Origin of the sequence: Streptomyces sp. NPDC088554 (genome assembly GCF_044752945.1) — a bacterium.
GTDB lineage: Bacteria > Actinomycetota > Actinomycetes > Streptomycetales > Streptomycetaceae > Streptomyces.
On the sequence record NZ_JBIVMF010000004.1, the window covers coordinates 171,034 to 194,222 of the forward strand.

22 protein-coding genes are annotated in these 23,189 nt (G+C 72.7%); 7 read left to right on the forward strand and 15 right to left on the reverse strand.

Annotated elements, in window-relative coordinates:
- Positions 1 to 57: 57 nt before the first annotated feature.
- The 11 genes from ACIP8W_RS06425 to ACIP8W_RS06475 form a co-directional block, all read right to left on the reverse strand.
- Positions 58 to 870 (reverse strand): spherulation-specific family 4 protein, encoded by an 813-nt coding sequence (locus ACIP8W_RS06425; protein ID WP_402148344.1) that lies wholly within the window; start codon positions 868 to 870, stop codon positions 58 to 60.
- Positions 858 to 1,859 carry an NAD-dependent epimerase/dehydratase family protein gene (locus ACIP8W_RS06430; RefSeq protein ID WP_401946972.1) on the reverse strand — a complete coding sequence of 334 codons (1,002 nt, stop codon included), beginning with the start codon at positions 1,857 to 1,859 and terminating at the stop codon, positions 858 to 860. The genes ACIP8W_RS06425 and ACIP8W_RS06430 overlap by 13 nt, the downstream gene beginning before the upstream one ends.
- 117 nt (positions 1,860 to 1,976) lie before the next feature.
- Positions 1,977 to 3,206, reverse strand: a complete 1,230-nt coding sequence (locus tag ACIP8W_RS06435) for a hypothetical protein (RefSeq protein WP_401946974.1) — start codon at positions 3,204 to 3,206, stop codon at positions 1,977 to 1,979.
- Entirely contained in the window at positions 3,203 to 5,029 is a 1,827-nt protein-coding gene (gene pelF, locus ACIP8W_RS06440; RefSeq protein WP_402202152.1) for a GT4 family glycosyltransferase PelF, read from the reverse strand. The genes ACIP8W_RS06435 and pelF overlap by 4 nt, the downstream gene beginning before the upstream one ends.
- Positions 5,030 to 5,218: 189 nt before the next feature.
- A complete protein-coding gene (locus tag ACIP8W_RS06445; RefSeq protein WP_402148349.1) occupies positions 5,219 to 6,925 on the reverse strand; it encodes an ABC transporter ATP-binding protein in 1,707 nt (568 codons plus the stop codon).
- Positions 6,926 to 6,945: 20 nt separating this feature from the next.
- Positions 6,946 to 7,935: an ABC transporter permease gene (locus tag ACIP8W_RS06450; protein WP_401946981.1), complete on the reverse strand. Its 990-nt coding sequence runs from the start codon at positions 7,933 to 7,935 to the stop codon at positions 6,946 to 6,948.
- Entirely contained in the window at positions 7,932 to 8,975 is a 1,044-nt protein-coding gene (locus tag ACIP8W_RS06455; protein WP_402202154.1) for an ABC transporter permease, read from the reverse strand. Before ACIP8W_RS06455 ends, ACIP8W_RS06450 begins: the two co-directional genes overlap by 4 nt.
- Positions 8,972 to 10,687: an ABC transporter substrate-binding protein gene (locus ACIP8W_RS06460; protein WP_401946987.1), complete on the reverse strand. Its 1,716-nt coding sequence runs from the start codon at positions 10,685 to 10,687 to the stop codon at positions 8,972 to 8,974. Before ACIP8W_RS06460 ends, ACIP8W_RS06455 begins: the two co-directional genes overlap by 4 nt.
- A 214-nt stretch (positions 10,688 to 10,901) precedes the next feature.
- Entirely contained in the window at positions 10,902 to 11,000 is a 99-nt protein-coding gene (locus ACIP8W_RS06465) for an Ms4533A family Cys-rich leader peptide (protein WP_401946989.1), read from the reverse strand.
- A gap of 74 nt (positions 11,001 to 11,074) precedes the next feature.
- Entirely contained in the window at positions 11,075 to 12,505 is a 1,431-nt protein-coding gene (locus tag ACIP8W_RS06470) for a DUF3152 domain-containing protein (protein ID WP_401946992.1), read from the reverse strand.
- Between the two features lie 8 nt (positions 12,506 to 12,513).
- Complete coding sequence (locus tag ACIP8W_RS06475; protein ID WP_401946994.1) at positions 12,514 to 13,533, reverse strand: alpha/beta fold hydrolase; 1,020 nt, start codon at positions 13,531 to 13,533, stop codon at positions 12,514 to 12,516.
- A gap of 112 nt (positions 13,534 to 13,645) precedes the next feature.
- Here ACIP8W_RS06475 and ACIP8W_RS06480 point away from each other — a divergent pair, with 112 nt between their 5' ends.
- The 4 genes from ACIP8W_RS06480 to ACIP8W_RS06495 all read left to right on the forward strand — a co-directional run bounded on the left by ACIP8W_RS06480 (position 13,646) and on the right by ACIP8W_RS06495 (position 15,671).
- Complete coding sequence (locus tag ACIP8W_RS06480) at positions 13,646 to 13,885, forward strand: hypothetical protein (protein WP_401946997.1); 240 nt, start codon at positions 13,646 to 13,648, stop codon at positions 13,883 to 13,885.
- 189 nt (positions 13,886 to 14,074) lie between these two features.
- Positions 14,075 to 14,716 (forward strand): TetR/AcrR family transcriptional regulator, encoded by a 642-nt coding sequence (locus ACIP8W_RS06485; RefSeq protein WP_401947000.1) that lies wholly within the window; start codon positions 14,075 to 14,077, stop codon positions 14,714 to 14,716.
- A gap of 120 nt (positions 14,717 to 14,836) precedes the next feature.
- Positions 14,837 to 15,064: a DUF3107 domain-containing protein gene (locus ACIP8W_RS06490; protein ID WP_401947002.1), complete on the forward strand. Its 228-nt coding sequence runs from the start codon at positions 14,837 to 14,839 to the stop codon at positions 15,062 to 15,064.
- A gap of 337 nt (positions 15,065 to 15,401) precedes the next feature.
- Entirely contained in the window at positions 15,402 to 15,671 is a 270-nt protein-coding gene (locus ACIP8W_RS06495; protein WP_401947005.1) for a hypothetical protein, read from the forward strand.
- Between the two features lie 9 nt (positions 15,672 to 15,680).
- On the opposite strand, the gene ACIP8W_RS06500 is transcribed toward ACIP8W_RS06495, so the two are convergent.
- On the reverse strand, positions 15,681 to 16,427 hold the full coding sequence (locus tag ACIP8W_RS06500) for a ferritin-like fold-containing protein (RefSeq protein ID WP_401947008.1): 747 nt from the start codon (positions 16,425 to 16,427) through the stop codon (positions 15,681 to 15,683).
- Positions 16,428 to 16,943: 516 nt separating this feature from the next.
- On the opposite strand from ACIP8W_RS06500, the gene ACIP8W_RS06505 reads away from it, so the two are divergent.
- Positions 16,944 to 19,001, forward strand: a complete 2,058-nt coding sequence (locus tag ACIP8W_RS06505) for a DEAD/DEAH box helicase (RefSeq protein WP_402202157.1) — start codon at positions 16,944 to 16,946, stop codon at positions 18,999 to 19,001.
- A gap of 106 nt (positions 19,002 to 19,107) precedes the next feature.
- Positions 19,108 to 19,953, forward strand: coding sequence for an alpha/beta fold hydrolase (locus tag ACIP8W_RS06510; RefSeq protein ID WP_401947014.1), 846 nt, complete (start codon positions 19,108 to 19,110; stop codon positions 19,951 to 19,953).
- Positions 19,954 to 20,032: 79 nt separating this feature from the next.
- Here the strand turns inward: ACIP8W_RS06510 and ACIP8W_RS06515 are convergent, their stop codons facing one another.
- The gene (locus tag ACIP8W_RS06515; RefSeq protein WP_402154099.1) at positions 20,033 to 20,968 is read right to left on the reverse strand and encodes an NYN domain-containing protein; all 936 of its coding nucleotides are present in this window, start codon (positions 20,966 to 20,968) and stop codon (positions 20,033 to 20,035) included.
- A gap of 190 nt (positions 20,969 to 21,158) precedes the next feature.
- Between ACIP8W_RS06515 and ACIP8W_RS06520 the strand changes: the two genes are divergently transcribed.
- On the forward strand, positions 21,159 to 21,311 hold the full coding sequence (locus ACIP8W_RS06520; protein ID WP_165840668.1) for a hypothetical protein: 153 nt from the start codon (positions 21,159 to 21,161) through the stop codon (positions 21,309 to 21,311).
- A gap of 104 nt (positions 21,312 to 21,415) precedes the next feature.
- Here ACIP8W_RS06520 and ACIP8W_RS06525 read toward each other — a convergent pair whose 3' ends face one another.
- Both ACIP8W_RS06525 and ACIP8W_RS06530 read right to left on the reverse strand, forming a co-directional pair.
- Complete coding sequence (locus tag ACIP8W_RS06525) at positions 21,416 to 22,021, reverse strand: MarC family protein (protein ID WP_401947019.1); 606 nt, start codon at positions 22,019 to 22,021, stop codon at positions 21,416 to 21,418.
- Positions 22,022 to 22,260: 239 nt separating this feature from the next.
- Positions 22,261 to 23,130, reverse strand: a complete 870-nt coding sequence (locus tag ACIP8W_RS06530) for a PHP domain-containing protein (protein WP_401947022.1) — start codon at positions 23,128 to 23,130, stop codon at positions 22,261 to 22,263.
- Positions 23,131 to 23,189: the final 59 nt, after the last annotated feature.

Below are 23,189 nucleotides of genomic sequence, written 5' to 3' on the forward strand. Positions count from 1 at the left end.
GGGGTTGGCCGGTCATTCAGTACGGTTGTTCTCCCTGCAACACTGCCACGCCCCTTCTCATTCCGAGACACCCGGTCCGACTCGCGAGACGATTTCGTCCCAGTAGCCGGGCAGCGCCTCGAAGGCCCCTCCGGCCCCGGTCCGTTCACCACGGCCGGTCCGGCCGGACCAGTCGGACCGTTCAGACCAGTCGGACCGTTCGGCCCGGTCGGTGAGGAAGATCGTGCCCGCGCCCTGCCAGCGGGCTATCCGCACGGCCTCGTCCAGATGGGTGCGCGGCACGCCGTGGACGAGATGGACGAAACGCTCGGGCGGATGGTCCGCCGTCCACTCCGGCGCCTGCGACCAGCGGTAGTCCTTCCACGGCCCGGAGAAGGTCACCAACTGATCGGCGACCTCGGTGTATCCGGGATACGGAGGGACCCCGTGCCCCAGGACGAGATAGGCACCGCCGCCCGGCGGCAGCGCCTCCAGGGTCGCCGTCGTCCGCCGTACCGCCGGGAGGTCCGCGCGGCCCGCCGGGCACCGGCCGAGGAAGAACCCGCCGACGCGGTACCAGGCGAGGAAGCGCTGCGCGTCGGTGACGATCTCCCCGAAGGGGCGGGTGCCATGGGCCAGGTCGAGATGGCCGAGCACCCTGGCGCCCGCGTTGGTGAGCCGGCCCGCCGCCTCCAGGCAGTGCGGGTCGGGCCGGTCGCCGGGGCCGTCCGCGACATTGAGGACGGCCCAGTGCAGCGGGGTCCCCGGGCGCGTCAGCCCCGCCCACTCGGCGGCGGCGACCAGCGGATGCGCGTACCCCGGAACACCGAGGCCGAGCCGGCTCCCCTCCGTGGCGGAGAGCCGGGCCCCCGGCGTGGTCAGATACGGCACGCCGCCTCCATCCAGATATCGGCGAGTGACTCCTCCAGATTGATCCGGGGCCGCCAGCCCAGCCGGTCGCGCGCCGTGCGGACGTCTGCCTGCTGCCAGCCGCCGCAGCCGTCGGGGTACGGGAACGGCCCCGCGCCCGGATGGTCCGGGGATTGCTCGCCCCGGGGGGCGCCGATGGGGGCGTGGCCCGCGCGCGGCATCCTCGGGTCGACGGGGCCGCCGCCGGGGCCCTGGGGCAGGTCGAGCTCGTGCAGGGCGCCGCCGAATCCCGCGACCCTCGCCAGGACGGCCGCCGCGTCCCTGAGCCTGACCGCGCGCCCGGTGCCGATGTTGACGATGCCCTGCGCGGCGGAGAGCGAGGCGGCGTGGACGGCGCGCGCCACATCGCGTACGTCGACGAAGTCGCGCTGCACCCCGAGGCCGCCGAGCTTCAGCTCGCCGTCGCCGGACTGCATGGCGCGGCGCATCGCCTCCGCGAGCCGGCCGAGCGGGGAGCCGGCCGGGGTGCCGGGCCCCACGGGCGAGAAGACCCGCAGGACGATGGCGTCGAGCCCGGAACCCAGCACCAGTTCGGACGCGGCGAGCTTGCTCACGCCGTACGGACCGCCGGGCCGGGGCACCGCGTCCTCGGCGGTCGAGGAGCCGGCCTGCGAGGGGCCGTACTCGGAGGCGCAGCCGAGCTGGACGAGCCGGGCGCCGCAGCCGCTGCGGCGCAGGGCCTCGCAGACGGTGGCGACGGCGACGGTGTTGTGCCGGGTCAGCTCGCGGGCGCCGCCCCGGGTGGCACCCGCGCAGTTGATGACGACCCCGGGGTGGACGGCGTCCAAGAAGCGGGTGAGGGCTCCGGGGCTGCCGTTGGCGAGGTCGAACCGTACGTCGGCGTCGTCTCCGCGGCCGAGCGCGGTCAGGTGCACAGCGGGATCGGCGAGCAGCCGGTCGGCCACGAAGCGGCCGAGGAAACCATTGGCACCGAGCAGCAGGACCCTCATCGCGCGGCCCCGCAGGAGGGACGGGCCGGTGCTGCGACCGGTGCTGGGAAATGCGGGCTCATCGTCGTACGTCTCCTTGTGAGGTGGTGCGGGGATGGGGTTACGGGGGTAGGCGGCTCAGGTGTGCGCCGAGGCTCGGGAGAGGGCGACGGCGGCGTGCAGAAGAAGGCCGAGTGCGGCGGTTCCGCAGGCCAGGGTGGGTACGGCGGCGGCGCCCCCGGCGGCGACCACGGCCCGGACGGGCACGGCGAGGAGGCCGCGTCCGGGGATCCGGGCGGCCAGTACGGCCGCGCAGGACAGCGCCTCCAGCGCGCAGGCGGCGGCGAGTCCGGCGACCGCGGTCTCGGGGAAACCGTGGACCATGAGCAGCCGGGCGAGCAGGAGGAGCGTGCCGAGGGCGACGGTGGGCGCGAGGCCGCCGCCGTCACCGCCGCCGTCCCCGGTGAGGAGGGCGGCGAGCGGCGCGAGGCCCGCCAGGGCGGCGGCGTACAGCGCCACGAGGGTGAACAGCAGGGGGCGGGTCCCGGCGGCGAAGTCGGCGAGGCCGTGGCTGCCGGTGAGTCTGCGGCGGGCCAGTACGGAGAAGAGGTGGGCGCACCAGGCGGCGGGGACGACCGCGAAGGAGAGCGCGAGCAGCGGGGTGAGGGTCGCGGGCCAGGGGCCGTCCGGGCCACCAGCGACCAGCTCGGCCAGCAGTCCGTCGCCGCACAGCAGATAGGCCAGCAGCCAGTGGACCCAGAGTCCGGCGGCGGGGCCCGTACGGCCTTCGGCGCGCAGCGGTCCGCGGCGGAGGCAGGCGGACAGCGCGCCGGAGAGCGCGAGGGCTCCCGCCAGACCTATCGCGAGGCGGCGCTGTCCCGCGCTGTGTTCGAGGCCGAGGAGGGTGGCGGCGCAGACGGCACCGGGGAGCAGGGTGAACGGCACCCATCCGGCCCGGCCCGCCGCGCCCTTCCACCCGGCGCGTGCGTCGACGGCGCGCGCCGGGGGCTCCGGGAACCGCCCGGCCGGTCCGTCGGCGGCGCTCGGGACGCGGGCGAACAGCTCCTCGGCGAGCGAGAAGACGTCCTGGTGGCGGAAGCGGGCGGCGGTCCTGTCGGTGATCCCGTGCGCTTCGAGCCCGGCGGCGATCTCCAGCGGGTCGACGGCGCGTTCGCACAGCGCCCGATGGCGGTGGAGCAGCGCCTTGACGGGATCGGCAGGCCCCCGCCGCACCCCGCCCCGGCCGGAGGCGCGCGGATCCTGCGTACCCCCGGAAGTACCACCGGAAGTACCCCCGGAAGCGGCCCGTACGGTCCCGCAAGCGGCCTGCGCGCCCCCGGAGACGGGCGGTGTGGTCGGTGTCGTCATGCGGGGGCCTCCGTCAGGTGGGCGTCCTGGGTGGGGGCCGGAAGCAGCGGGGTGCCCGTGGTCCGGGGAACGGGGAGCAACGGGGTGCCCGCGGTCCGGGGAACGGGAAGCAACGGGGTGCCCGCAGTCCAGGGAACGGGAAGCAACGGGGTGCCCGCAGTCCAGGGAACGGGGAGCGACGGGGTGCCCGCGGTCCAGGGGACGGGGACGTAGGTCTCGGCCGGGTGTGCGAAGGGCCGTGGCTCGCCGGCCGCGTCGACGGCTTCGGCGGGGCGCCGTACGGGGGCGCGGGCGATGATCTCCAGGTAGAGGGAGCGGAAGGCCGCGAGGTTCTGCTCGACGGTGAACAGCTCCAGCGCGCGGGCGCGCGCGGCGGCGGCCAGTCGCTCCCGGCGCTCGGGGTCGCGCAGCAGCGCGATACAGGCGTCGGCGAGCGCCCCCGGATTGCGCGGGGGCACCACCAGTCCCGTACCGCCGATGACCTCGGCGACCGCGCCGACGTCCGTGGAGACCGTGGCGCGTCCGCAGAACATCGCCTCGACCAGGCTGACGGGGAAGCCCTCGACGACGCTGGAGAGGACGACGATCCCGCCGGCCGCGTAGGCGTCGGGCAGGTCGGGGGCGTCGGGGCCGCCGATCTCCTCGAAGGAGACGGGGTTGGCGCCGACCGCGTGCGCGTCGGCCGCCTCGTCGGGGAAGAGGTGGGCCGCGAGCCCCCGGCAGTGCGCCAGGTACTCGGCGGCGGCCGGGCTCCCGGCGGGCGCGCCGACGATCCGCAGCCGGGCGTCCGGCTCGGCCTCGCGGATCCGGGCGAAGGCGTGCAGGAGGGAGATCAGGTCCTTGGCGGGTTCGATCCTGCCGACCCAGACGAGTGTGGCGGGATCGCCGCTGTCCTCGGCCTCGCCCACGGCGGCGAACCGCTGTCCCTCCATGCCGGGGTGGACCATGCGCAGCTTGGCTCGGTCGGCGCCGCAGCGCTCCTGCCAGCGTCGGGTGTGGACATTGCCGGGGGTGATGATCCGGGCCTGCCGGTAGATCTCGGCGGCGAGCAGCCCGTGGAAGGCGGCGAGCAGCGCGCGCACCGGCGTGCCGAGCGCGGCCACGGGCCCACCGGTCGCCGTCGTCGCCGCCGACGCTCCCGTCGCCAGGTAGTGCGCGCGCAGCTGTACGCCGTACTCCGTGACCAGCAGCGGTACGCCGAAGAAGCGTTTGGCCAGCAGTCCGGAGAGCGCGGCCGAGCCCCCCGAGGCCGCGTGGCAGAGGTCGGCGGCGGCCAGTCCGTCGTCGCCGTACCAGTCGAGCGAGAGGGGGCGCAGGGCGCGCTCCAGCTGGTCGGCGAAGGCCAGGAAGTCGGGGACGGTCGCGGCCTGTACGCCCCGGCGCGCGCCGGGGGCGCGGCAGGCGGCTTCCAGCAGCCGCGCGGCGGTCTCGGAGCGGAGCGCCCCGTACAGTCCGCCGCGCTCCCCGGCGAGCCGGGCGAGCCCGTACAGCCCGGTCGCGAAGCCGTCCGCCGTCGCCGCGTCCTCGGCGCGCGCGGAGCAGATCGCGGCGGCCAGCGTGGCGAAGTGCTCGGCGAAGCGGCGGCGGTCGCGCCGTCCGTATCGACGGCCGTCGTCCGCCGCCCCCCAGAGGGGCGCGGTGCGCACGCGCCGGACCTGGTCGGGCAGCCGGATCCAGCCGAGCGCCTCCTGGCGCGGGGTGCGGCCGAGCGCGTAGATGTCGAACTCGTGCGGTGCGAGCCCGCGCACGAGCCGGTCGCACCAGAGCCTGGAATCACCCGTCGCATACGGGTACCCACCGTCCGTAAGCAGTCCGATCCGCACGAGCGCACCCCCGATCTCCCTTGTGGGCGGCCGCCGTTGATCGGCGACACGCAGCGGGACGACCGTAAGCGGACAACCGGGTGGTACGACGGACGGTTGTCCGTCGTACCACCGGAAGGGGTGAATGCACGTAACTTTCCCGCACTGGGCGCGTTCTGTGGCGCTACAGAACGGTCCGGGTACGGAGGGTCAGGCCACGGCCACACCCTGGGTGTCCCGGGCGCCCGTGGACAGCGCCCCCGGCAGCGCCCCGCGCGCCGTCCGGCGCGCCGCCGCGAGCGTCGGGTCCAGCGCGGGCACGGCGGCGAGCAGTTGCCGGGTGTACGCCTCGGAGGGCGACCCGTACACCTCCTCGACCGTGCCCTGTTCGACGATCCGGCCCTGGCGCATCACGGCGACCCGGTCGCTCACCTGCCGTACGACCGCGAGGTCGTGGGCGATGAAGACGAGCGCGAGGCCCAGCTCCCGCTGGAGTTCGGCCAGCAGCGCGACGACCTGCGCCTGGGTCGTCACGTCGAGCGCGGAGACGGGCTCGTCGCAGACGATCAGCCGGGGCTCGGCGGCGAGCGCCCGCGCGATGCCCACGCGCTGGCGCTGGCCCCCGCTGAACTCGTGCGGATAGCGGTCGTAGCGGTCGGGGTCGAGCCCGACGCGCTCCAGCAGCCCGCGCACCCGCGCGACGATCCGCTCCTCGTCGAGCACCCCGGCGGCCCGGAGCGGATCGGCGATGGACTCGCCCACCGAACGGCGCGGGTTGAGCGAGGAGACCGGGTCCTGGAACACCATCTGGAGCTCGCGGCGGTAGGGCCGCAGCTGCTTCTCGGAGGCCGCCCCGATCTCCGTACCCCGGTAGCTCAGCCGTCCGGCGGTCGGGTCCAGCAGCCGGACGAGCATCCGGCCCAGGGTGGTCTTGCCGCTGCCGGACTCGCCGACGACGCCGAGGGTCTCCCCCGGCCGTACGGTGAGCGAGACGCCGTCGACGGCGGTGACGGTCGTCCGGCCGCGCCGGAACTCCCGCCGCAGGTCGACGGCTTCGATCAGCGGTTCGCCGGCAGCCGCCCCGGGCGCGCGCTCCACCGGCGCGTCCACCCGGGGCACCGCCGCCAGCAGGGTGCGCGTGTAGGTGTCGCGGGGCGTGCCCAGCACCTCGGCCACCGGCCCGCGTTCCACCTCGCGCCCCTGCCGCATCACCAGCACCTCGGACACGCTCTCCGCCGCGACGCCCACGTCATGGGTGACCAGCAGCAGCCCCATGCCGGTCTCCCGGCGCAGATCGTGCAGCAGGTCGAGGATCTGCGCCTGTACGGTCACGTCGAGCGCCGTGGTCGGCTCGTCCGCGATCAGCAGCCTCGGTTCGCAGGCCAGCGCCATCGCGATGAGCGCGCGCTGCCGCATCCCCCCGCTGAACTCGTGCGGCCTGGACTTGGCCCGGCGGGCCGCGTCCGGGATGCCCACCCGGTCGAGGACCTCGACGGCCCGCGCGCGGGCGGCCCGGCGGGTGGCGGCCGTGTGGACGCGGTAGACCTCGGCGATCTGGTCGCCGATGGCGTAGTACGGGTCGAGGGACGACAGCGGGTCCTGGAAGACCATCGCGGCCACCGCGCCGCGCAGCGCGCGCAGTTCGCGGTCGGAGGCGGTGTTCACGTCCGTACCACCGACGAGGACCTTTCCGCCGACGCGGGTGCCGGTCCCCCGGTGCAGCCCGAGGAGCGCGCCCGCGACGGTGCTCTTGCCGCTGCCGGACTCCCCGACCAGGCCGATCGCCCGGCCCGCGCCGAGCGTGAAGGACAGGCCGTCCACGGCCCGTACGGTCCGGTCGCCCGCCGTGAAGTCGACGGTCAGGTCCTCGACCCGGAGCAGCACGTCCGCCCCCGCACGGTCCGTCGCAGAAGCCACGGGAGTCCCAGGGATGTCCGTCACAGGAGTGCCACCCTTCGGTCGGCCACCGCGTACAGCAGATCGGCCACGACGTTCGCCAGGACGACCACGGCGCCGGTCACCAGCACCACGCCGACCACCACCGGCAGATCGACCGTCCGCACCGAGTCGACCAGAGTCTTTCCGATCCCCGGTATCCCGAACAGTGTCTCGGTGAGCACCGCCCCGCCCATCACCGTGCCGAAGTCGTTCGCGTTGAGCGCGATGACCGGCGGTACGGCACCGCGCAGCGCGTGCCGCGCGACGATGCGCCGCTCCCCGACGCCATAGGCGCGGAAGGTACGGATATGGTCCTCGGCCAGCGTCTCCAGCGTCGAACTGCGCGTCAGCCGCGCGTACTTGGCGCTCTCGAACAGTCCCAGTGTGAGCCAGGGCAGCAGCAGATTCCACGCCCACTGTTCCGGGTCGTCCGTGAACGGCACGTACGACGGGAACGGCAGCCACTGCAGGTACGCGCACACCACCATCAGGAGCAGCAGCCCCAGGATGAACACGGGCGTGCCGGTGGCGGCGAGCGTGAGCACGGTCAGGGCGCGCTCGGTGATCCCGCCGCGCCGCAGCGCGGAGAGCAGCCCGGTGCCGACGCCGACGAGCAGCCAGACCGTCATCGCGCCGAGCGCGAGGGAGAGCGTCGCGGGGGCCCGCTCCAGGATCAGCTGGGTGACCTGCTGGTCGGTCTTGTACGAGAAGCCGAGGCAGGGCGCGTCACAGTGCAGCAGGGCCGTGCCGGTGGAGTAGTCGCGTCCGACGAAGATGCCCTGGAGGAAGTGCGCGTACTGCGCGAACACCGATTCGCCGAGCCCGAGCCGCTCGCGCACCTGAGCGACCTGCGCGGTCGAGCAGCGGTCGCCGCAGGCCAGCCGCGCGGGGTCGCCGGGGGCGAGGTAGAAGAGGGCGTAGATGACCACGGAGAGCACGAGCAGGACGAGCAGCGCGCCGCCGAGCCGTTTGAGCAGATAGCGCGTCATGAGGCGGTGTCCTTGGCGGCGATGTCCTTGGCTGAGGTTCCGGCGGCCGGCCGCGCGGCAGCGCCCGCGGTACGGGCCTTGCGGCCGGCCCGGGTCCCGACGCGCAGCCGGCTGGCCTCGCGCGGATCCAGCGCGGTGCGCACCGCGTCCCCGAGCACGGTGAAGCCGAGCACGGTCGCGAAGAGCAGTCCGGCCGGCAGCAGGACGTACATCGGGTCGGCCCGGAACCAGATCTGCGCGCTCGAAAGCATCTGCCCCCACGAGGGCGTCGGCGGGGTGACCCCGATGCCCAGGAAGGACAGTGACGCCTCGATCACCATGTTGGTGGGCAGCAGGATCGCCGCGTACGTGATCACGGGCGCGGCCAGCGACGGCAGCAGCTCGCGCCGGGCCACCCGCAGCCGTCCGGAACCGCCGAGCCGGGCGGCGGCGACGAAGTCGAGGTGTTTCAGGGTGAGTGTCTGGGCCCGTACGATCCGGGCCGTACCGCCCCAGTTGAGCAGGCCGATGACCAGGATCAGCAGCAGCGGGCGCGGGAAACCGGTGGGGACGACGGCGGTCAGGGCGATGGCGATGACGAGCATCGGCAGGGCGACCATCAGATCGGTGACCCTGCTGAGGAAGCTGTCGACCAGTCGGCTGCCGAGGCCGGCGGCCAGCCCGATGGTGACGCCGATGGCGACCTGGACGACGGTCGCGCCGACGGCGACGAGCAGCGAGACACGGGCCCCGTACAGCAGTCGTACGAACAGATCGCGCCCGGTGCCGGGTTCGACCCCGAGCCAGTGGTCCGCGCTCACCCCGCCGAACGAGCCGATCGGGACGCCGCCGCGCGCCGAGTCGATCAGCGCGTCGTGGTAGGTGTCCGCGTCCTGGCCCTCCAGCGCGGCGAGCAGGGGCGCGGCGAGCGCAAGGACCACCAGCAGCACGAGGACGCCCCCGGCCACCATGGCCGAGGGACGTTCGCGCAGCCTGCGCCACACCTGCCCGGTGCCCGGGGCGGCTGCCCCGGGCACCGTCACATCGGGAGGGGTGCTCACTTGACCGAGACCTGCGAGATGTCGAGGACGCCGGTCCAGTCGCTGATCACGATGTTCTTGACGTCCTTGCCGTACAACCGCTTGTAGACGGGGTGGAAGAGCGGTACGTCGAGGGCCATCGCGCCGATCTTCTTGTCGAGCGCTCCCCAGCGCGGGGCGGCGGCGGACTGGTCGGTCAGCTTGTTGATCTCGTCGATCTCCTTGTTGACCGACGGGTCGTTCAGCTGCGCGTGGTTGTAGTTGGCGCCGTCCTTGACGATCTGCCGGCCGTCGAAGATCGGGGCCAGGAACGGGCCGCCGGACGGCCAGTCGGCGCCCCAGCGGGAGAGGAAGAAGCCGGGTCCGTCCTTGTACGCCCAGCGCGCGTCGTTGAACGCGTTCTGGTCGAGGCCGACGAGCTCGACCGTGATCCCGGCCTGCTTCAGCGCCTCCTGGACGGCGGTGGCGACCTCGGGGCTGGTCTCGCGGTTCTGGACCGTGGAGTGGGTGAGGGAGATCGTCAGCCCGTTGGGGTAACCGGCCTCCTTCAGCAGCTCCTTGGCCTTGGCCGGGTTGCCCGTCCGGCCCGCCGGGAAGTGGTCGTACGGCGTGTAGCCGAACGCCTTCGACTCGGGCAGGAAGGTCGTCGCGGGCTCGGCGAGCGCGGAGCCGCCCGCCGCGTTGATCACGCTGGTGCGGTTGATCGCGTACGAGATCGCCTCGCGGACCTTCGGGTTGTCGAACGGCTTCACCTTCGGGTTGAAGGCGAGGTAGTTCGTGTAGCCGAAGTGCCCGGTGCCGACCCGCGCGGCGAGCGACTTGTCGCCCGTGACCTCGGCCAGCTCGGCCGGGCCGAGGTTGGTGTCGGTGGTGACGGCGGCGGCGTCGGCACCGGAGCTGGTGGCGAGCCGCTGGTTGATGACGGCCGAGTCGAGGCCCGCCTTCACGTCGATCTTGTCCGGGTAGGCGTGGCGCTGGTCGTCGGTCTTCTCCGACCAGTACGGGTTGCGCTCCAGCACCATGTGCTGGCCGTCGCCCTGGTTGGAGACGACCTTGTACGGGCCCGAGGAGATCGGGTGCTCCTCGTACTTGGCGCCCGTGTCCTTCGCCTTGGGGACCGGCGCGAACTGGGTCTGGGTCGCCACGAAGGGGAAGTCGCCCTCGGGCTTGTCGAGCTTGAAGATGATCGTCTTCGCGTCGGGCGTCTCGATCGAGGCGAGGCCCTTCTTGTCCTTGTACGGACCCTGGTAGTCGGCGCCGCCGACCAGCCAGTCCCGCAGATAGGGCGCGCCGCCGGACAGCTCGGGGGCGAAGGAGCGCTCGATGCCGTACTTGATGTCGGCGGTGGTGATCGGGGTGCCGTCCTCGAACTTCAGCCCGTCCTTGAGCGTGTACGTCCACTCCGTGGCGTCCGCGTTGGGGCGGCCCGTGTCGGTGGCGAGGTCGGGGACGACCTTGGTGCCCGCCTGGCCGTCGGCCCGGTTGCGGGTGGTCAGCGTACGGAAGACCAGCGAGGGGACGTTTCCGCCGCCGGAGGTGTAGAGCCGCGCCGGGTCGAAGTCGCTCTGCGGCTCGGTGTTCAGCACCGAGAGTGTGCCGCCCTTCTGGGGCTTCGCACTGCTCGCGCCGTCGGCCTTGGCCCCGTTGTCCTGGGGGCCCGCGCAGGCGGCTGCGACGGCCATGACGGCGGCTGCCGCGGCCACGCGGCGGGATATGACGGACGGTTGACGCATCGGGGTGGGCCTCTCGGTGAGCTGCGCGCGCAGCGTTCCAGCGGACGGGAGCGGGCGGAAACAGGAGCGGGGCGAGATCGCCCGGCGTCCGCGCGGATCACGGCTGCGGAGAGGAAGGGGAAAGACCCGGCATGCCGCGTCCGTGTACGGACGACAGAAGGCCCGGGGCACGGGAAACCGACGAACGATCACGCCGGCCCGTGCTCGGGCGGGTCTAACGACAGAGAATGTCGGCCACGCACAGCGGCGTGACGCCTATGAGCGCGAGCTCAATGGCGGCATGACCGGTTGCGGTGACGCGGGTGGACGACATGTCGAGAAATATGAATGACCCCGCGTGCGATGTCAATCGCAGGGTGAGACAGCTATCTCGCCAAATGGACAGGTTCAGGCCGTGGGGTACACCCAGGGGTTCGGCCTGCACGCGATTCCGTCGATTTCCAAGGTCTTGGTCTGCTGCTGCATCACCGGGGCGAGCGCCCCGGGCGTGCGGCAGCTCACATGGCCGTTGCCCAGCCGGTGGCCCACCTCGTGGTTGATCAGCATCTGCCGGTAGGGAAGCATCGCCTTCGGTCCGAAGGTCTTCGCGCCCTGTGCCCAGCGCCAGGCGTTGATCATGACGCGCTCGGTCGCGGCGGAGTCGCAGGAGACGTTGTCGATGGTCGTGTCCAGATCCGACTTGTCGCACCAGACCCCCGTGGTCCCCGGGCTGGCCAGGGTGATCACGAAGTCGGGGGCCCCGCTGGAGATCCGCTCGAAGGTCATGGCGCCGTTGTGGGCCCAACTCCGGTTGTCGTTCAGGGTCTTCCAGACGGCGTCCGCGAACAGCTTGCCGTCCAGACCGAGCCCGTCCTCGATGTCCACCCGGTAGCGGACCTTCTTGCCCTTGCCGGGCGCCCTGTCCAGACCGGGTACGGCGGTGAAGGTACCCGAAGCGGTCAGTGTCGGGGAGAGCGCGAACCGCCGGGTCATCAACTGTGCGTACGTCGCCACCGCCGGGGCGCCCTCCCCGGTCGCGGTCTGCGCCGCCGTACCGGTGGGCGAGGGGCTGGTCCTGCCGTCCGAGCGGGAGGCGTCGTCCTGGTCCGTACGGTCGAGCCCGCCGGCCGCCCGGTCCGCCGAGGTGTCGGTGCCGCCGCCCGCGACCTGCCCCGCCACCACGACCGCGAGGACCGTCGTCACGGCGGCGGCCGCGATCCCGGTGATCGCCCGCCCCTTGCCGCCCCTGGCCTCCGGCCCCGGACCCCCCGCGCCCGTACCACCGTCGCTTCCGTCGCCCGTACCGCCGCCACCGTCACCGGCCGCGACGTCGGGCCCCGGGGGGTACGGGACCGGCGGGGCGCCGAACACCCCTGGCGCCGCACCCGCCGCCGTCCCGGCCGCTGTCCCCGGCGCGCCGAAGGCGTTGGTCCCGGTCCGGCTGATCCTGGTCCGGCTCGTCCCGATCGGGCTCGACCCGAAGGCGTCGTCGTCGAATGCCTCGACGAACTCCCGCCGCGGGCCCGGTATCACCGGCGTGGCCGCCGTCTGCGGGGCCTTGCGGGGGGCCGCGCCCTGCCGGTCGCCGTACCGCTGCCCGGAGCCCCAGCCGCCCCCGGGCTCATGCTGCTCGGGGTGGCCGCCGCGCACCTGCGGGGTGCCGTGCGCGGGCGTGGCGCACGCCGTACCGGTGTGCTCGTCACCGCCGGGGCCGGGCTCGGGGCGTCTGCGCCGACCGCCGCCGGGGGCTTCCCGCTCCGGACCCGGTTCACCGTCGGCGACACCCGTCGCGGGCTGTGGTCCCTGGAGTACGGGGCCTTTGCGGCTGTGTCGTCCCACGCTCCGGATCAGCTCCTGCCGTCTTCATGTCCGTCGTGCCGGCGGTGTCGGCCGTGCCGCTCGCTCCGGTCGGTCGCCTCGATCTCCTCGATGAGATCCCGGCACGCCCCGGCGATCCGGGACGGAAACTCCATCATGGCAACATGCCCGGCGTCAGGGAGCGTAAGGAGCCGGGAATCACGAAAAGCAACCGATGCCTTACGGGCCATACGGTGTGAAACGAGCCGGTCCCGCCCGCCGTAGACGAGCAGCGTCGGCGCGAGCACGCGTTCGGCCCGCCGCCACAGCCCGTGCTGACCGCCCAGCGTGTAGGCGTTGACGATACCGCGTGCCGAGCCGGTCATCGCCTCCCAGAAATAAGGGAGTTGGAACCTGCGCTCCATCTCCTGGACCGCGTTGCGCAGCTCCTCGTCACCGACCGCGGCGGGGTCCCCGTACGTCAGCGACATGGCCCCGCGCGTACGCCGCTCCGCCGTCCAGTCCCGCGTCAGCCGGGAGAACAGCGGGGCCACGCCCGGCACGGCGAGCAGCGCGGTCGGAATCGCCGTGCGCTGCACCCGGATCTCCGGCAGCGCGGGCGAGACCAGCGTCAGGGACCGCGCCAGATCGGGCCGGGCGGCGGCGACCTGGGTGACCACGGCCCCGCCGAGCGAGTTGCCGAACAGGTGCGCGGGACCTCGTCCACCCGCGTCCAGCATCCGGACGACGGCACGGGCATGGGCGGTGACGGAGTAGTTCCCGTCCCGCGGCGGCGGCGAGTCCCCGAAGCCCGGCAGGTCGACGGCCTCGCCGTCGACCAGGTCCGCCAGCATCGGCATCAGCGCCGACCAGTTCTGTGAGGATCCCCCCAGCCCGTGCACATAGAGCGCGTACGGCGCCCCGGCACGGGTCGCGGGCCGTGACCGTACGTTCAGCGCGAGGCCGGGCAGCGCGACGGACCGCAGCCGCTCCCCCTCCGCGACCCGCACGGCGCTCACCTTCGGCGCCACAGCGGCGGCGAGGGTTTCCGGCAGCTCGGTCGAAGACATGCGGGCAATGTTACGAGACGATCACGCCCCCCTTCACGTGTTCGCCGTCACAGGCCGCATGGCGCCGGGCAACCGGGGCTTCTACGCTCGGAGGGAGAGAAAGGGGCACGCCATGGCGGTCGACCCCACAGACCCCGACACCTTCGAGACGGACACCTTCGAGACGGCCGACGAGACCACGGAACGGAGCGCGGAGATCCCCGAGGCCGACGCGGCGGAACAGAAACGCGAGGCCCGCCGGCGCGACGACGAACCACTGCCCCGTATCGACCCGGACAGGGCGAGCGAGGGCGACGCCTTCGACCAGGCACGGACGGTGGATCTGGGCGACGAGGACGACTACCGCCCGTGACCGGGCGGAAACACATACGCCGGGCACGTCAACCGTCGACAGTGGCAGAAAGCGCCCCGGAGGGGAACCGCGCTTCCGAAAAAGGGTGCTCCGTGAAATTCTGCGTCCGCACCACACTCCGCGGGGTTACCCAAAAGTACGATGGCGGAGCTGCGCATCGCGCGCACGGAACGAACTTTGGGAGGCGGCGTGACAGCCATAGAGCAGACCGAGGCAGCGCGCCCGCGAGGCACGCGCCTGCCGCGCCGCGCCCGACGCAATCAGCTGCTGGGCGCGGCACAGGAGGTCTTCGTCGCGCAGGGGTACCACGCGGCCGCGATGGATGACATCGCCGAGCGGGCCGGGGTCAGCAAGCCCGTCCTCTACCAGCACTTCCCCGGCAAGCTGGACCTGTATCTCGCCCTGCTCGACCAGCACTGCGAGGCCCTGCTCCAGGCGGTCCGTACGGCGCTCGCGTCGACCACGGACAACAAGCTGCGCGTCGAGGCGACCATGGACGCGTACTTCGCCTACGTCCAGGACGAGGGCGGCGCGTTCCGGCTGGTCTTCGAGTCGGACCTGACCAATGAGACCGCGGTGCGCGAGCGCGTCGACCGGGTCGCCCTCCAGTGCGCGGAGGCGATCTCCGATGTGATCGCCGAGGACACCGGGCTGTCCAAGGAGGAGTCCATGCTGCTGGCCGTGGGCCTCGGCGGGGTCTCCCAGGTGGTGGCCCGCTACTGGCTCTCCAGCCGGTCCGCCATCCCCCGCGACCAGGCGGTCCAGCTCCTCACCTCGCTGGCCTGGCGCGGTATCGCGGGCTTCCCGCTGCACGCCGGTGAGCAGCACTGAGCGGGGCGTGTTCGCTGCGGGCGTGCACCGCGACGTCTTCCGGATGGTCTCTCCGGGCTAATGTGTGCTGCGTACGGCGCGGCTGATCGCGCAACGCAGACCGTTCGGAGGGACAAAGCCGTGGAGGTCAAGATCGGCGTGCAGCACACGCCCCGCGAGATCGTTCTGGAGAGCGGGCAGTCCGCCCAGGAGGTCGAGAGCGCCGTGGCCGACGCGCTGGCCGGCAAGGCGCAGCTGCTCAGCCTCACGGACGACAAGGGACGCAAGGTGCTCGTACCGGCCGAGCGGATCGCGTACGTGGAGATCGGCGAGCCGACGGCACGTCGCGTCGGTTTCGGCACCCTGTAGTAAGCGCGCTCCGCGGTCGCGCACCTCACGGTCGCGTCCGGGGTCGCGTCACCTGAACCATCCGGCGATGGCCCGGCGGGAACCCCCGCCGGGCCATCGCTTTTTCCCGTCTGCTTTTCCCGTTTTCCCCGTCGCTTCTCCCGTCGCCGGTACGACCCGCCTTCCCGGTCGTCCTCCGGTCGCCGGTACGGCGTAGCCGCGTACCACTATGCGCGTAGCGAAACGTCCCGGGCGGGCGGGCCGAAAACGGTTGCCCTCCAGGTACCGCGGGTAGTGACGTGCTGGGCCCGCCAGGGCCCGGACCGCACCACCCCCCGGCGTCGTGAGGTGATCGGCAGTGATCCTGGAAGTCCTCGGATCGGTTCTGCTCGGACTCGGTCTTTCGTGGGCGGCGTCCCACCGGCTGTCCCACCGGCTTCCCCCGCAGCGGACGGTGTTCACCGCCGGGCCGCTCGGCGCGCTCTTCGGCACCTATCTGACGCATACGGCGCTCGGCCCCGGCCATGTCGTGGCGACGCTCGTCGGCGCGCTGCTGGTGGGGGCGGTGCTGCTCTCGCTGCTGCTGCGCCCGGCGGGCCGGCGGCTCCACCGGGCACAGCCCTCCTGAGGGGGCGGGTCAGGCGGCCAGTCCGAGGGCAGCCATCCGCTTGGTGTGCGCCTCGGTGATCCGGGAGAACATCCGGCCGACCTCCGCGAGGTCGAAGCCGCCCGCCACGCCGCCCACCAGCATCGTGGACAGCGCGTCCCGCTCGGCCACCACGCGCTGCGCCTGCGAGAGCGCCTCGCCCATCAGCCGGCGCGCCCAGAGCGCGAGCCGTCCGCCGACGCGGGGCTCCGCCTCGATCGCGGCGCGCACCTTCTCGACGGCGAAGTTCCCGTGTCCCGTGTCGTCCAGCACCGACAGCACCAGAGCGCGGGTGTCGGAGTCCAGGCGCGCGGCGACCTCGCGGTAGAAGTCGCTGGCGATCGAGTCGCCGACGTACGCCTTGACCAGGCCCTCCAGCCAGTCCGAGGGCGCGGTCAGCCGGTGGAAGTCGTCCAGCGCCTTCGCGAACGGCTCCATCGCGCCGGTCGGGTCGGCGTCGATCTCCGCGAGCCGGGCGCTGAGCCGCTCGAAGTGGTGGAACTCCGCGGCGGCCATCTTCGCCAGCGCCGCCTTGTCCCCCAGGGTCGGCGCCAGCTTGGCGTCCTCGGCGAGCCGCTCGAAGGCCGCCAGTTCCCCGTAGGCGAGGGCGCCCAGCAGATCCACGGCGGCGGCGCGGTACTGCGGCTCGGCCGAGGCCGTGCCCCAGTCCTGAGCGGCGATTCCGGTGGGTTCCTCGGCTGCGGATACGGGCGCGGTGGCGTTGTCGGGCGTCTCCATGAAACGCACAATAGCCCGCTCCCCACCCCGGGTACGGGCCGGTCGGAACAGGCCGTAGGACGGTTCTCGCCCATTCGCCCGACACAGCTGCGCGATTCCGGGGTACAGTGATAAAGCGCCTGCCGACTTTTCGGCGGGCCATCGCAGTGTTTGACCGAGAGGCGTTCGCAGACGTTCTCTCGGGCAGGCCCCATGAGGATGCCCGGTCGGTGGCCCGATCGGCTCCGCCCCCGACCGCCCTCCGCGCGGATCGTGCGCACAGCAGCGTACGGCCGCAGATGAGGGGCCCCCTCAGCGGCACGAGCGCTCGAGCGACGGCAGTGGTCCCGCGCCATCCGGCCAATCCACGGCCGGCCGAGTACCCAGGTGCGGTACGACCCCCAGCGTTCGCCTCGCGTCGCGTCTCACAGAAGAGGCAGCACCCTGACTACGACTTTCCGAGACCTCGGAATCCTCCCCGAAACGGCCGAGGCGCTTGAAGCCGTCGGCATCCTCTCCCCGTTCCCCATCCAGGAGATGACCCTCCCGGTCGCGCTGTCCGGCAAGGACGTCATCGGCCAGGCCAAGACCGGCACCGGCAAGACGCTCGGTTTCGGCCTGCCGCTGCTGGAGCGGGTCACGGTCCCGGCGGACGTCGAGTCCGGCCGCGCCGTGCCCGAGCAGCTCACCAACGCCCCGCAGGCCCTGGTGGTCGTCCCGACCCGCGAGCTGTGCCAGCAGGTCACCAACGACCTGCTGACCGCGGGCAAGGTACGGAACGTACGCGTGCTCGCGATCTACGGTGGCCGGGCGTACGAGCCCCAGGTCGAGGCCCTCAAGAAGGGCGTCGACGTGATCGTCGGCACCCCCGGGCGGCTGCTCGACCTGGCGGGCCAGAAGAAGCTGGACCTCTCGCATGTGCGCGGGCTCGTCCTCGACGAGGCCGACGAGATGCTCGACCTGGGCTTCCTGCCCGACGTCGAGCGGATCATCCAGCTGCTGCCGCCCAAGCGCCAGACGATGCTGTTCTCCGCGACCATGCCGGGCGCGGTCATCGGCCTCGCACGTCGCTACATGAACCAGCCCACGCACATCAGCGCCACCTCCCCGGACGACGCGGGCGCGACCGTCGCCAACACGACGCAGCGTGTCTACCGCGCCCACTCCATGGACAAGCCCGAGATGGTCGCGCGGATCCTCCAGGCCGAGGGCCGCGGGCTCGCGATGATCTTCTGCCGTACCAAGCGCACGGCGGCCGACATCGCCGACCAGCTCGCCCAGCGCGGCTTCGCCTCCGGCGCGGTCCACGGCGACCTGGGCCAGGGCGCCCGCGAGCAGGCGCTGCGCGCCTTCCGCAACGGCAAGGTGGACGTGCTGGTCTGCACCGATGTCGCCGCGCGCGGTATCGACGTCGAGGGCGTGACCCACGTCATCAACTATCAGTCGCCCGAGGAGGAGAAGACCTACCTCCACCGCATCGGCCGCACCGGCCGAGCGGGCGCTTCCGGTACGGCCGTCACGCTGGTCGACTGGGACGACATCCCGCGCTGGCAGCTGATCAACAAGGCGCTGGACCTCGGCTTCCCGGACCCCCCGGAGACGTACTCCACCTCCCCGCACCTGTTCGAGGAGCTGAGCATCCCGGCCGGGACCAAGGGTGTCCTGCCGCGTGCGGAGCGTACGCGCGCCGGGCTCTCCGCGGAGCAGGTCGAGGACCTCGGCGAGACCGGCGGCCGTGGCCGCAAGGCGCCCGCCGCGGCCCCCGCAGCGGCCGTCGTACGGGAGGAGCGCCCGGCCCGCACCCCGCGCCAGCGCCGCCGCACCCGTGGCGGAAGCACACAGGGCGGAGCGGCGACGACGGTTCCCCCGCTCGCGCCGCGTCCCGTGCCCGAGGACGAGCCGCAGTTCCAGACGGCCGTGCCCATGGACCTGCCGCGTGCGGAGCCCGCGCCGGCCACCGCCACCGAGCCGCGCACCCCGCGCCGCCGTCGGCGCACCCGCGCCACGGTCGGTGCCGTCGAGGTCCCGGTCGCGGAGGCCGTGACGGAGGTCACGGCGGTCGCCGCGACCGTGGCCGAGGTCGTCGAGGCCCCGGTCGCGGAGGCGGAGGCCGTCGAGGCCCCCAAGCGCCGCCGCCGGACCCGCGCTGTGAAGCCCTCGGCGGAGCCGACCGAGGCCGCTGAGGCCACTGAGGCCGTCGAGGCTCCCAAGGCCGCCGAGGCCGAGGTCAAGCCGCGTCGCCGCACCCGCGTCGCCAAGCCGAAGGCCGAGGCCGACGAGGCCCCGGCCGCCGAGACCGTGGCCGACACCGACGCCCCCGAGGCCGAGGTCAAGCCCCGCCGCCGCACCCGCGTCGCCAAGCCGAAGGCCGAGGCCGACGAGACCCCGGCCGCCGAGACCGTGGCCGACACCGACGCCCCCGAGGCCGAGGCCAAGCCCCGCCGCCGCACCCGCGTCGCCAAGCCGAAGGCCGAGGCCAACGAGACCCCGGCCGCCGAGACCGCCGAGGCACCGGAGGCCGAGGCCCCCAAGCGTCGCCGCCGCGCCCGTACCGTAAAGCCGGCGGCCGAGGCCCCGGAGCCCGCCGAGAGCTGATCCCGGCCGTGGTACGCACGATGGCCCGTCGCCCTCCGGGGCGCCGGGCCATCGGCATACCCGGACCGGGGGCGGAGCCGGTGATCGCGCCGGTTAGCCTCGTGGGATGAGCAGGCCGCCCACCTTCACCCCGCCCCCCTGCGCCCACGCGCGCACCCTCTCGACCCGACGCGGGCGTTTCGCCGTGCTCGACGGCAGACCGTCGGACGGCACACCGCAGGGGACCGTCCTGATGCTGCCCGGGTTCACCGGCAGCAAGGAGGACTTCATCGCGCTGCTCGCCCCGCTGGCGGAGGCGGGCTACCGGACCCTCGCGGTGGACGGTCGCGGACAGTACGAGACGGATGGCCCCGACACCCAGGAGGCTTACAGCCAGGGCGAGTTGGCCGCCGACGTACTGGCGCTGGCCGAGGCGATCGGCACCCCCGTCCATCTGCTCGGGCACTCGCTCGGCGGCCAGATCGCCCGCGCGGCCGTGCTGCTCGACCGGAGCCCGTTCCTCTCCCTGACCCTGATGTCCTCGGGGCCCGCGCTGGTCGCCGAGGCCCAGCGGGAGCGGGTGACACTGCTGGGCGACGCGCTCGGGTCCATGACCATGGACGAGGTCTGGCAGATCATGCGGTCGATGGACCCGCCCGAGGACTTCGACGCCGACGGCGAGGATCTGCGCCGGCGCTGGCTGCGGACCAACCCGGCCCAGCTGATCGCCACCGGCCGGCAGCTGGCCGAGGAGCCCGACCGGGTGGCCGAGCTGGCCTCCGTGCAGCGGCTGCCCTTCCATGTGATCTCCGGCGAGCGGGACGACGTCTGGCCGGTGCCGCTGATCGACGACATGGCGGAGCGGCTCGCGGCCCACCGGACGGTCGTCGCCGACGCGCAGCACTCCCCCAACACCGACCGCCCCCTGGAGACCGCCGCCGCGCTCGCGGAGTTCTGGAACGGCCTGCACTGACCAGGCCACTGACACACCACTGGCACACGTGCCTGTACAGGCACCCGCTGCCTGTACAGGCAGCGGCCCGGGGCGTCGGCTAGTACTGCGCCTGCAAGTGCTGCCAGAAGCCGTCCCGCAGCGCCCTGCGCAGCAGCGCGTGCCCCCGCAGCGACCGCTGGAGCAGCTTCTCCGCCTCGATCAGCAGATCCTGGTCCACCGGCCCCGGCAGATAGGGGTGGCCCGGCAGCAGGTCCATCATGGCCGCCAGCCCCCGTTCCGACAGCCAGGTCGCGGCGATCTGCGCGCCGACGAAGCGGACCTGGTCGCGGGAGGGCGGCGGCTCGCCCTCGTGCTCGTACGTGGTGACCGGGCGCCGGGTGACGTACGGCTTGCAGAAGTCCAGGTCGAAGGTGCGCTGGCTGTCGACCTCCCACAGCAGCGGCTCGGCCTGGTTGCGCCCCTCGCCCGCCTCTATGCCCCAGAGGTGGACCCGGGCGCCGTACCCCTGCGCGGCCTCGACGGCCGAGACGAGGTCCTCGTCGCCGCCGACGAGCGCGGCGTCGCTGATGGCGCGGTGTCTGGCGAGCGATTCGAGATCCGTGCGGATCAGGGAGTCGACGCCCTTCTGCTGGTTGTTGGCGTTCAGGTTGCCGAGTCTGACCTTGACGTCGGGCAGCTCGGCGATGGACTGCTGCTCGGAGGTGTGGATCCGGCGTCTGGCGCCGTCGTACCAGTACACGCGGAGCAGTCTGCTGTCCGCGAAGATGATTCTGGCCTTGTCGATGAACGCCTCGATGAGCCCCTCGGCGTCCAGATCGAAGGACCGCCGGTCCTCGGTGCCCGCTACAAGCAACCCGGCCGCAGCATAGACGTAACCCGCGTCGACGAAGATGGCATGCGTGGACGGGGTCTTGGCGACCTCGGCGAGCATCCGCTGAAGCAACTCGTTGGTACGTTCCAGCCGGGCGCCGATCTCGGCGAGGTCCGGCGGGTTCTCCGAAGGGGTCTCCGGGGGAATGTCTGCCTCGTTCATACGCCATTCATTCTGTGTGGACGACACCGCACCTGCCACTAGTTAGCCACTCGAAAAGTTTCCTTAGCGTAGGGAATGTTTGCAGAGGGCAAGACGTTGAGCAGGTGTGTGGCCGTCATGCATAAGTAGCGATGGACTCATCTGTCACCCATAGTTCTCCAGCAGGAGGATCAGACGAAGGGAGAAGCCGATGCGCTTCGAAATAATGCGCCTCGACGACGTCGACGGTTCAGCCGTGGACAGCACCGTTGTGGACGCCGCCTCCGTCAACCGGATCGTGCAGCAGGCCGCCGCGATGGGCCAGCGCATCTATATCCGCCCGGCCGAATCCTCGGCCTCGTAACACCTCGCTTCCCCCACCCCACCTCACCCGCTCTTGGCACGAGCGACGAAAGCGCCCTCGTACGGACCATGGCGTCGGTCACCCGTACGGGGGCGCTGCCCGTCTCAGCCGTTCTGGATGACCTGGGTGACACCGTTGATGATCTGCTGTACGGCAATGGCCGAAAGCATCATCCCCGCGAGCCGGGTCACCAGCACCACGCCCCCGTCCTTGATGACCCTGATGATCACCAGCGAGTAGCGCATCGTCAGCCAGAGCACGACATGCATCGCGACGATCGCCGCCCAGACCGAGAGCTGCCCCGCCACCCCGTCGGCGTGCTGGACGGCCAGGATCACGGAGACGATCGCGCCGGGCCCCGCGAGCAGCGGCATGCCCAGCGGGACGAGCGCCACATTGACGTCCTTGGTCTGCTGGGGCTCGTCGGTCTTGCCGGTCAGCAGATCGAGCGCGATGAGCAGCAGGAGCAGCCCTCCGGCGATCATCAGGGCCGGTACGGAGACATGCAGATAGTCCAGGATCTGCTGGCCGAGCAGCCCGAAAACGGCGATGACCCCGAAGGCCACGGCCACCGCCTGCCAGGCCATGGCGCGCTGGACCTTGGCTGGGCGCCCGGAGGTGAGGGCGAGGAAGATCGGGGTGATCCCCGGGGGGTCCATGATCACGAAGAGGGTCAGGAACAGGGAGCCGAAAACGGCGGCGTCGAACACAGTGATGCCTTGCGGAAGGAGCGAAAAGGAAAGGGACGGGAGCGGCACGGCGACTTCGCCGTACCACGGGTGCGGTGGGCAGGGGCAGCGGATCTCCGTACAGCCGATGCGGCACGGGGACTTCGCCGTACCGCGGGCGCGTACGGAGCTTCGCCGTACAGCGGGTACGGCACGGCGGATCGCCGTGCATCGGGAGCGGTGGGAGCGGGTTCCGTACGGCGGGTGCGGTACGGAGCTGGTCAGGCGGGTCCGCCCGCGCCGGGCACCGGGAAGGCGCCCGTGGCGCGGCGCGTGATCTCGCCGTAGATCTCCGGGTCGGTGGTGCACGCGCCGAGCTCCACGGACTTGCGGGTGCCGTGGTAGTCGCTGGAGCCGGTGGTCAGCAGTCCCAGGTCGGCGGCGAGCCCGCGCAGCCGGGCGCGGGTCGGGCCGTCGTGGTCCATGTGGTCGACCTCTATCCCGTCGAGACCGGCGGCGGCCAGCTCGGCGATGGCCGACTCGGGCACCACCCGGCCGCGCTTGACGGCCTGGGGGTGGGCGAGGACGGTGACCCCGCCCGCCGCCTTGACCAGGCGGATCGCCTCGAAGGGGTCGAGTTCGTGCTTCTCGGCGTACGCGCGTCCGCCGTCCGCGAGCCACTGGGGCGTGAAGGCGTCGGAGACGGTCTCGACGACGCCCAGCTCGACGAGGGCGGTGGCGATGTGCGGGCGGCCCAGGGAGGCGTCGCCCGCGATGCGCACGACCTGCTCCCAGGTGACCGGGACGCCCAGCTCCTGGAGCTTGCCGACCATCGCGCGGGCGCGCGGGACGCGGTCGTCCCGTACCAGCTCGCGCTCGCGCAGGAAGTCCGGCTCGGCGGCGTCGAAGAGGTACGCCAGCATGTGCAGACCGGTGCCGTCGAGGCGGCAGGAGAGTTCGGCGCCGGTGACGAGGGTGAGCGGCCTGCCGGTGTCCGGGAGGGCGGCGACGGCCTCGGCATGGCCCCGGGTCGAGTCGTGGTCGGTCAGCGCGACGACGTCGAGCCCGGCGGCGGCCGCGTTGCGCACCAGCTCGGCGGGGGTGTCCGTACCGTCCGACGCGGTGGAGTGGGTGTGCAGATCGATGCGCACGACGCGGACTCCGGGGCTCGGAACGGACGGGGGGACGCTTCAGGATAGCGGCAGCCCAG

Excerpts from the sequence above, each read along its gene's own strand:
- ACIP8W_RS06505 (WP_402202157.1), top strand. The coding sequence starts at position 16,944 with ATGACCCTCCCGGTCGCGCTGTCCGGCAAGGACGTCATCGGCCAGGCC.
- ACIP8W_RS06430 (WP_401946972.1), bottom strand. The coding sequence starts at position 1,859 with ATGAGGGTCCTGCTGCTCGGTGCCAATGGTTTCCTCGGCCGCTTCGTG.
- ACIP8W_RS06460 (WP_401946987.1), bottom strand. The coding sequence starts at position 10,687 with ATGCGTCAACCGTCCGTCATATCCCGCCGCGTGGCCGCGGCAGCCGCC.
- ACIP8W_RS06480 (WP_401946997.1), top strand. The coding sequence starts at position 13,646 with ATGGCGGTCGACCCCACAGACCCCGACACCTTCGAGACGGACACCTTC.
- ACIP8W_RS06450 (WP_401946981.1), bottom strand. The coding sequence starts at position 7,935 with ATGACGCGCTATCTGCTCAAACGGCTCGGCGGCGCGCTGCTCGTCCTG.
- ACIP8W_RS06515 (WP_402154099.1), bottom strand. The coding sequence starts at position 20,968 with ATGAACGAGGCAGACATTCCCCCGGAGACCCCTTCGGAGAACCCGCCG.
- ACIP8W_RS06500 (WP_401947008.1), bottom strand. The coding sequence starts at position 16,427 with ATGGAGACGCCCGACAACGCCACCGCGCCCGTATCCGCAGCCGAGGAA.
- ACIP8W_RS06465 (WP_401946989.1), bottom strand. The coding sequence starts at position 11,000 with ATGTCGTCCACCCGCGTCACCGCAACCGGTCATGCCGCCATTGAGCTC.
- ACIP8W_RS06435 (WP_401946974.1), bottom strand. The coding sequence starts at position 3,206 with ATGACGACACCGACCACACCGCCCGTCTCCGGGGGCGCGCAGGCCGCT.
- ACIP8W_RS06475 (WP_401946994.1), bottom strand. The coding sequence starts at position 13,533 with ATGTCTTCGACCGAGCTGCCGGAAACCCTCGCCGCCGCTGTGGCGCCG.
- ACIP8W_RS06510 (WP_401947014.1), top strand. The coding sequence starts at position 19,108 with ATGAGCAGGCCGCCCACCTTCACCCCGCCCCCCTGCGCCCACGCGCGC.
- ACIP8W_RS06520 (WP_165840668.1), top strand. The coding sequence starts at position 21,159 with ATGCGCTTCGAAATAATGCGCCTCGACGACGTCGACGGTTCAGCCGTG.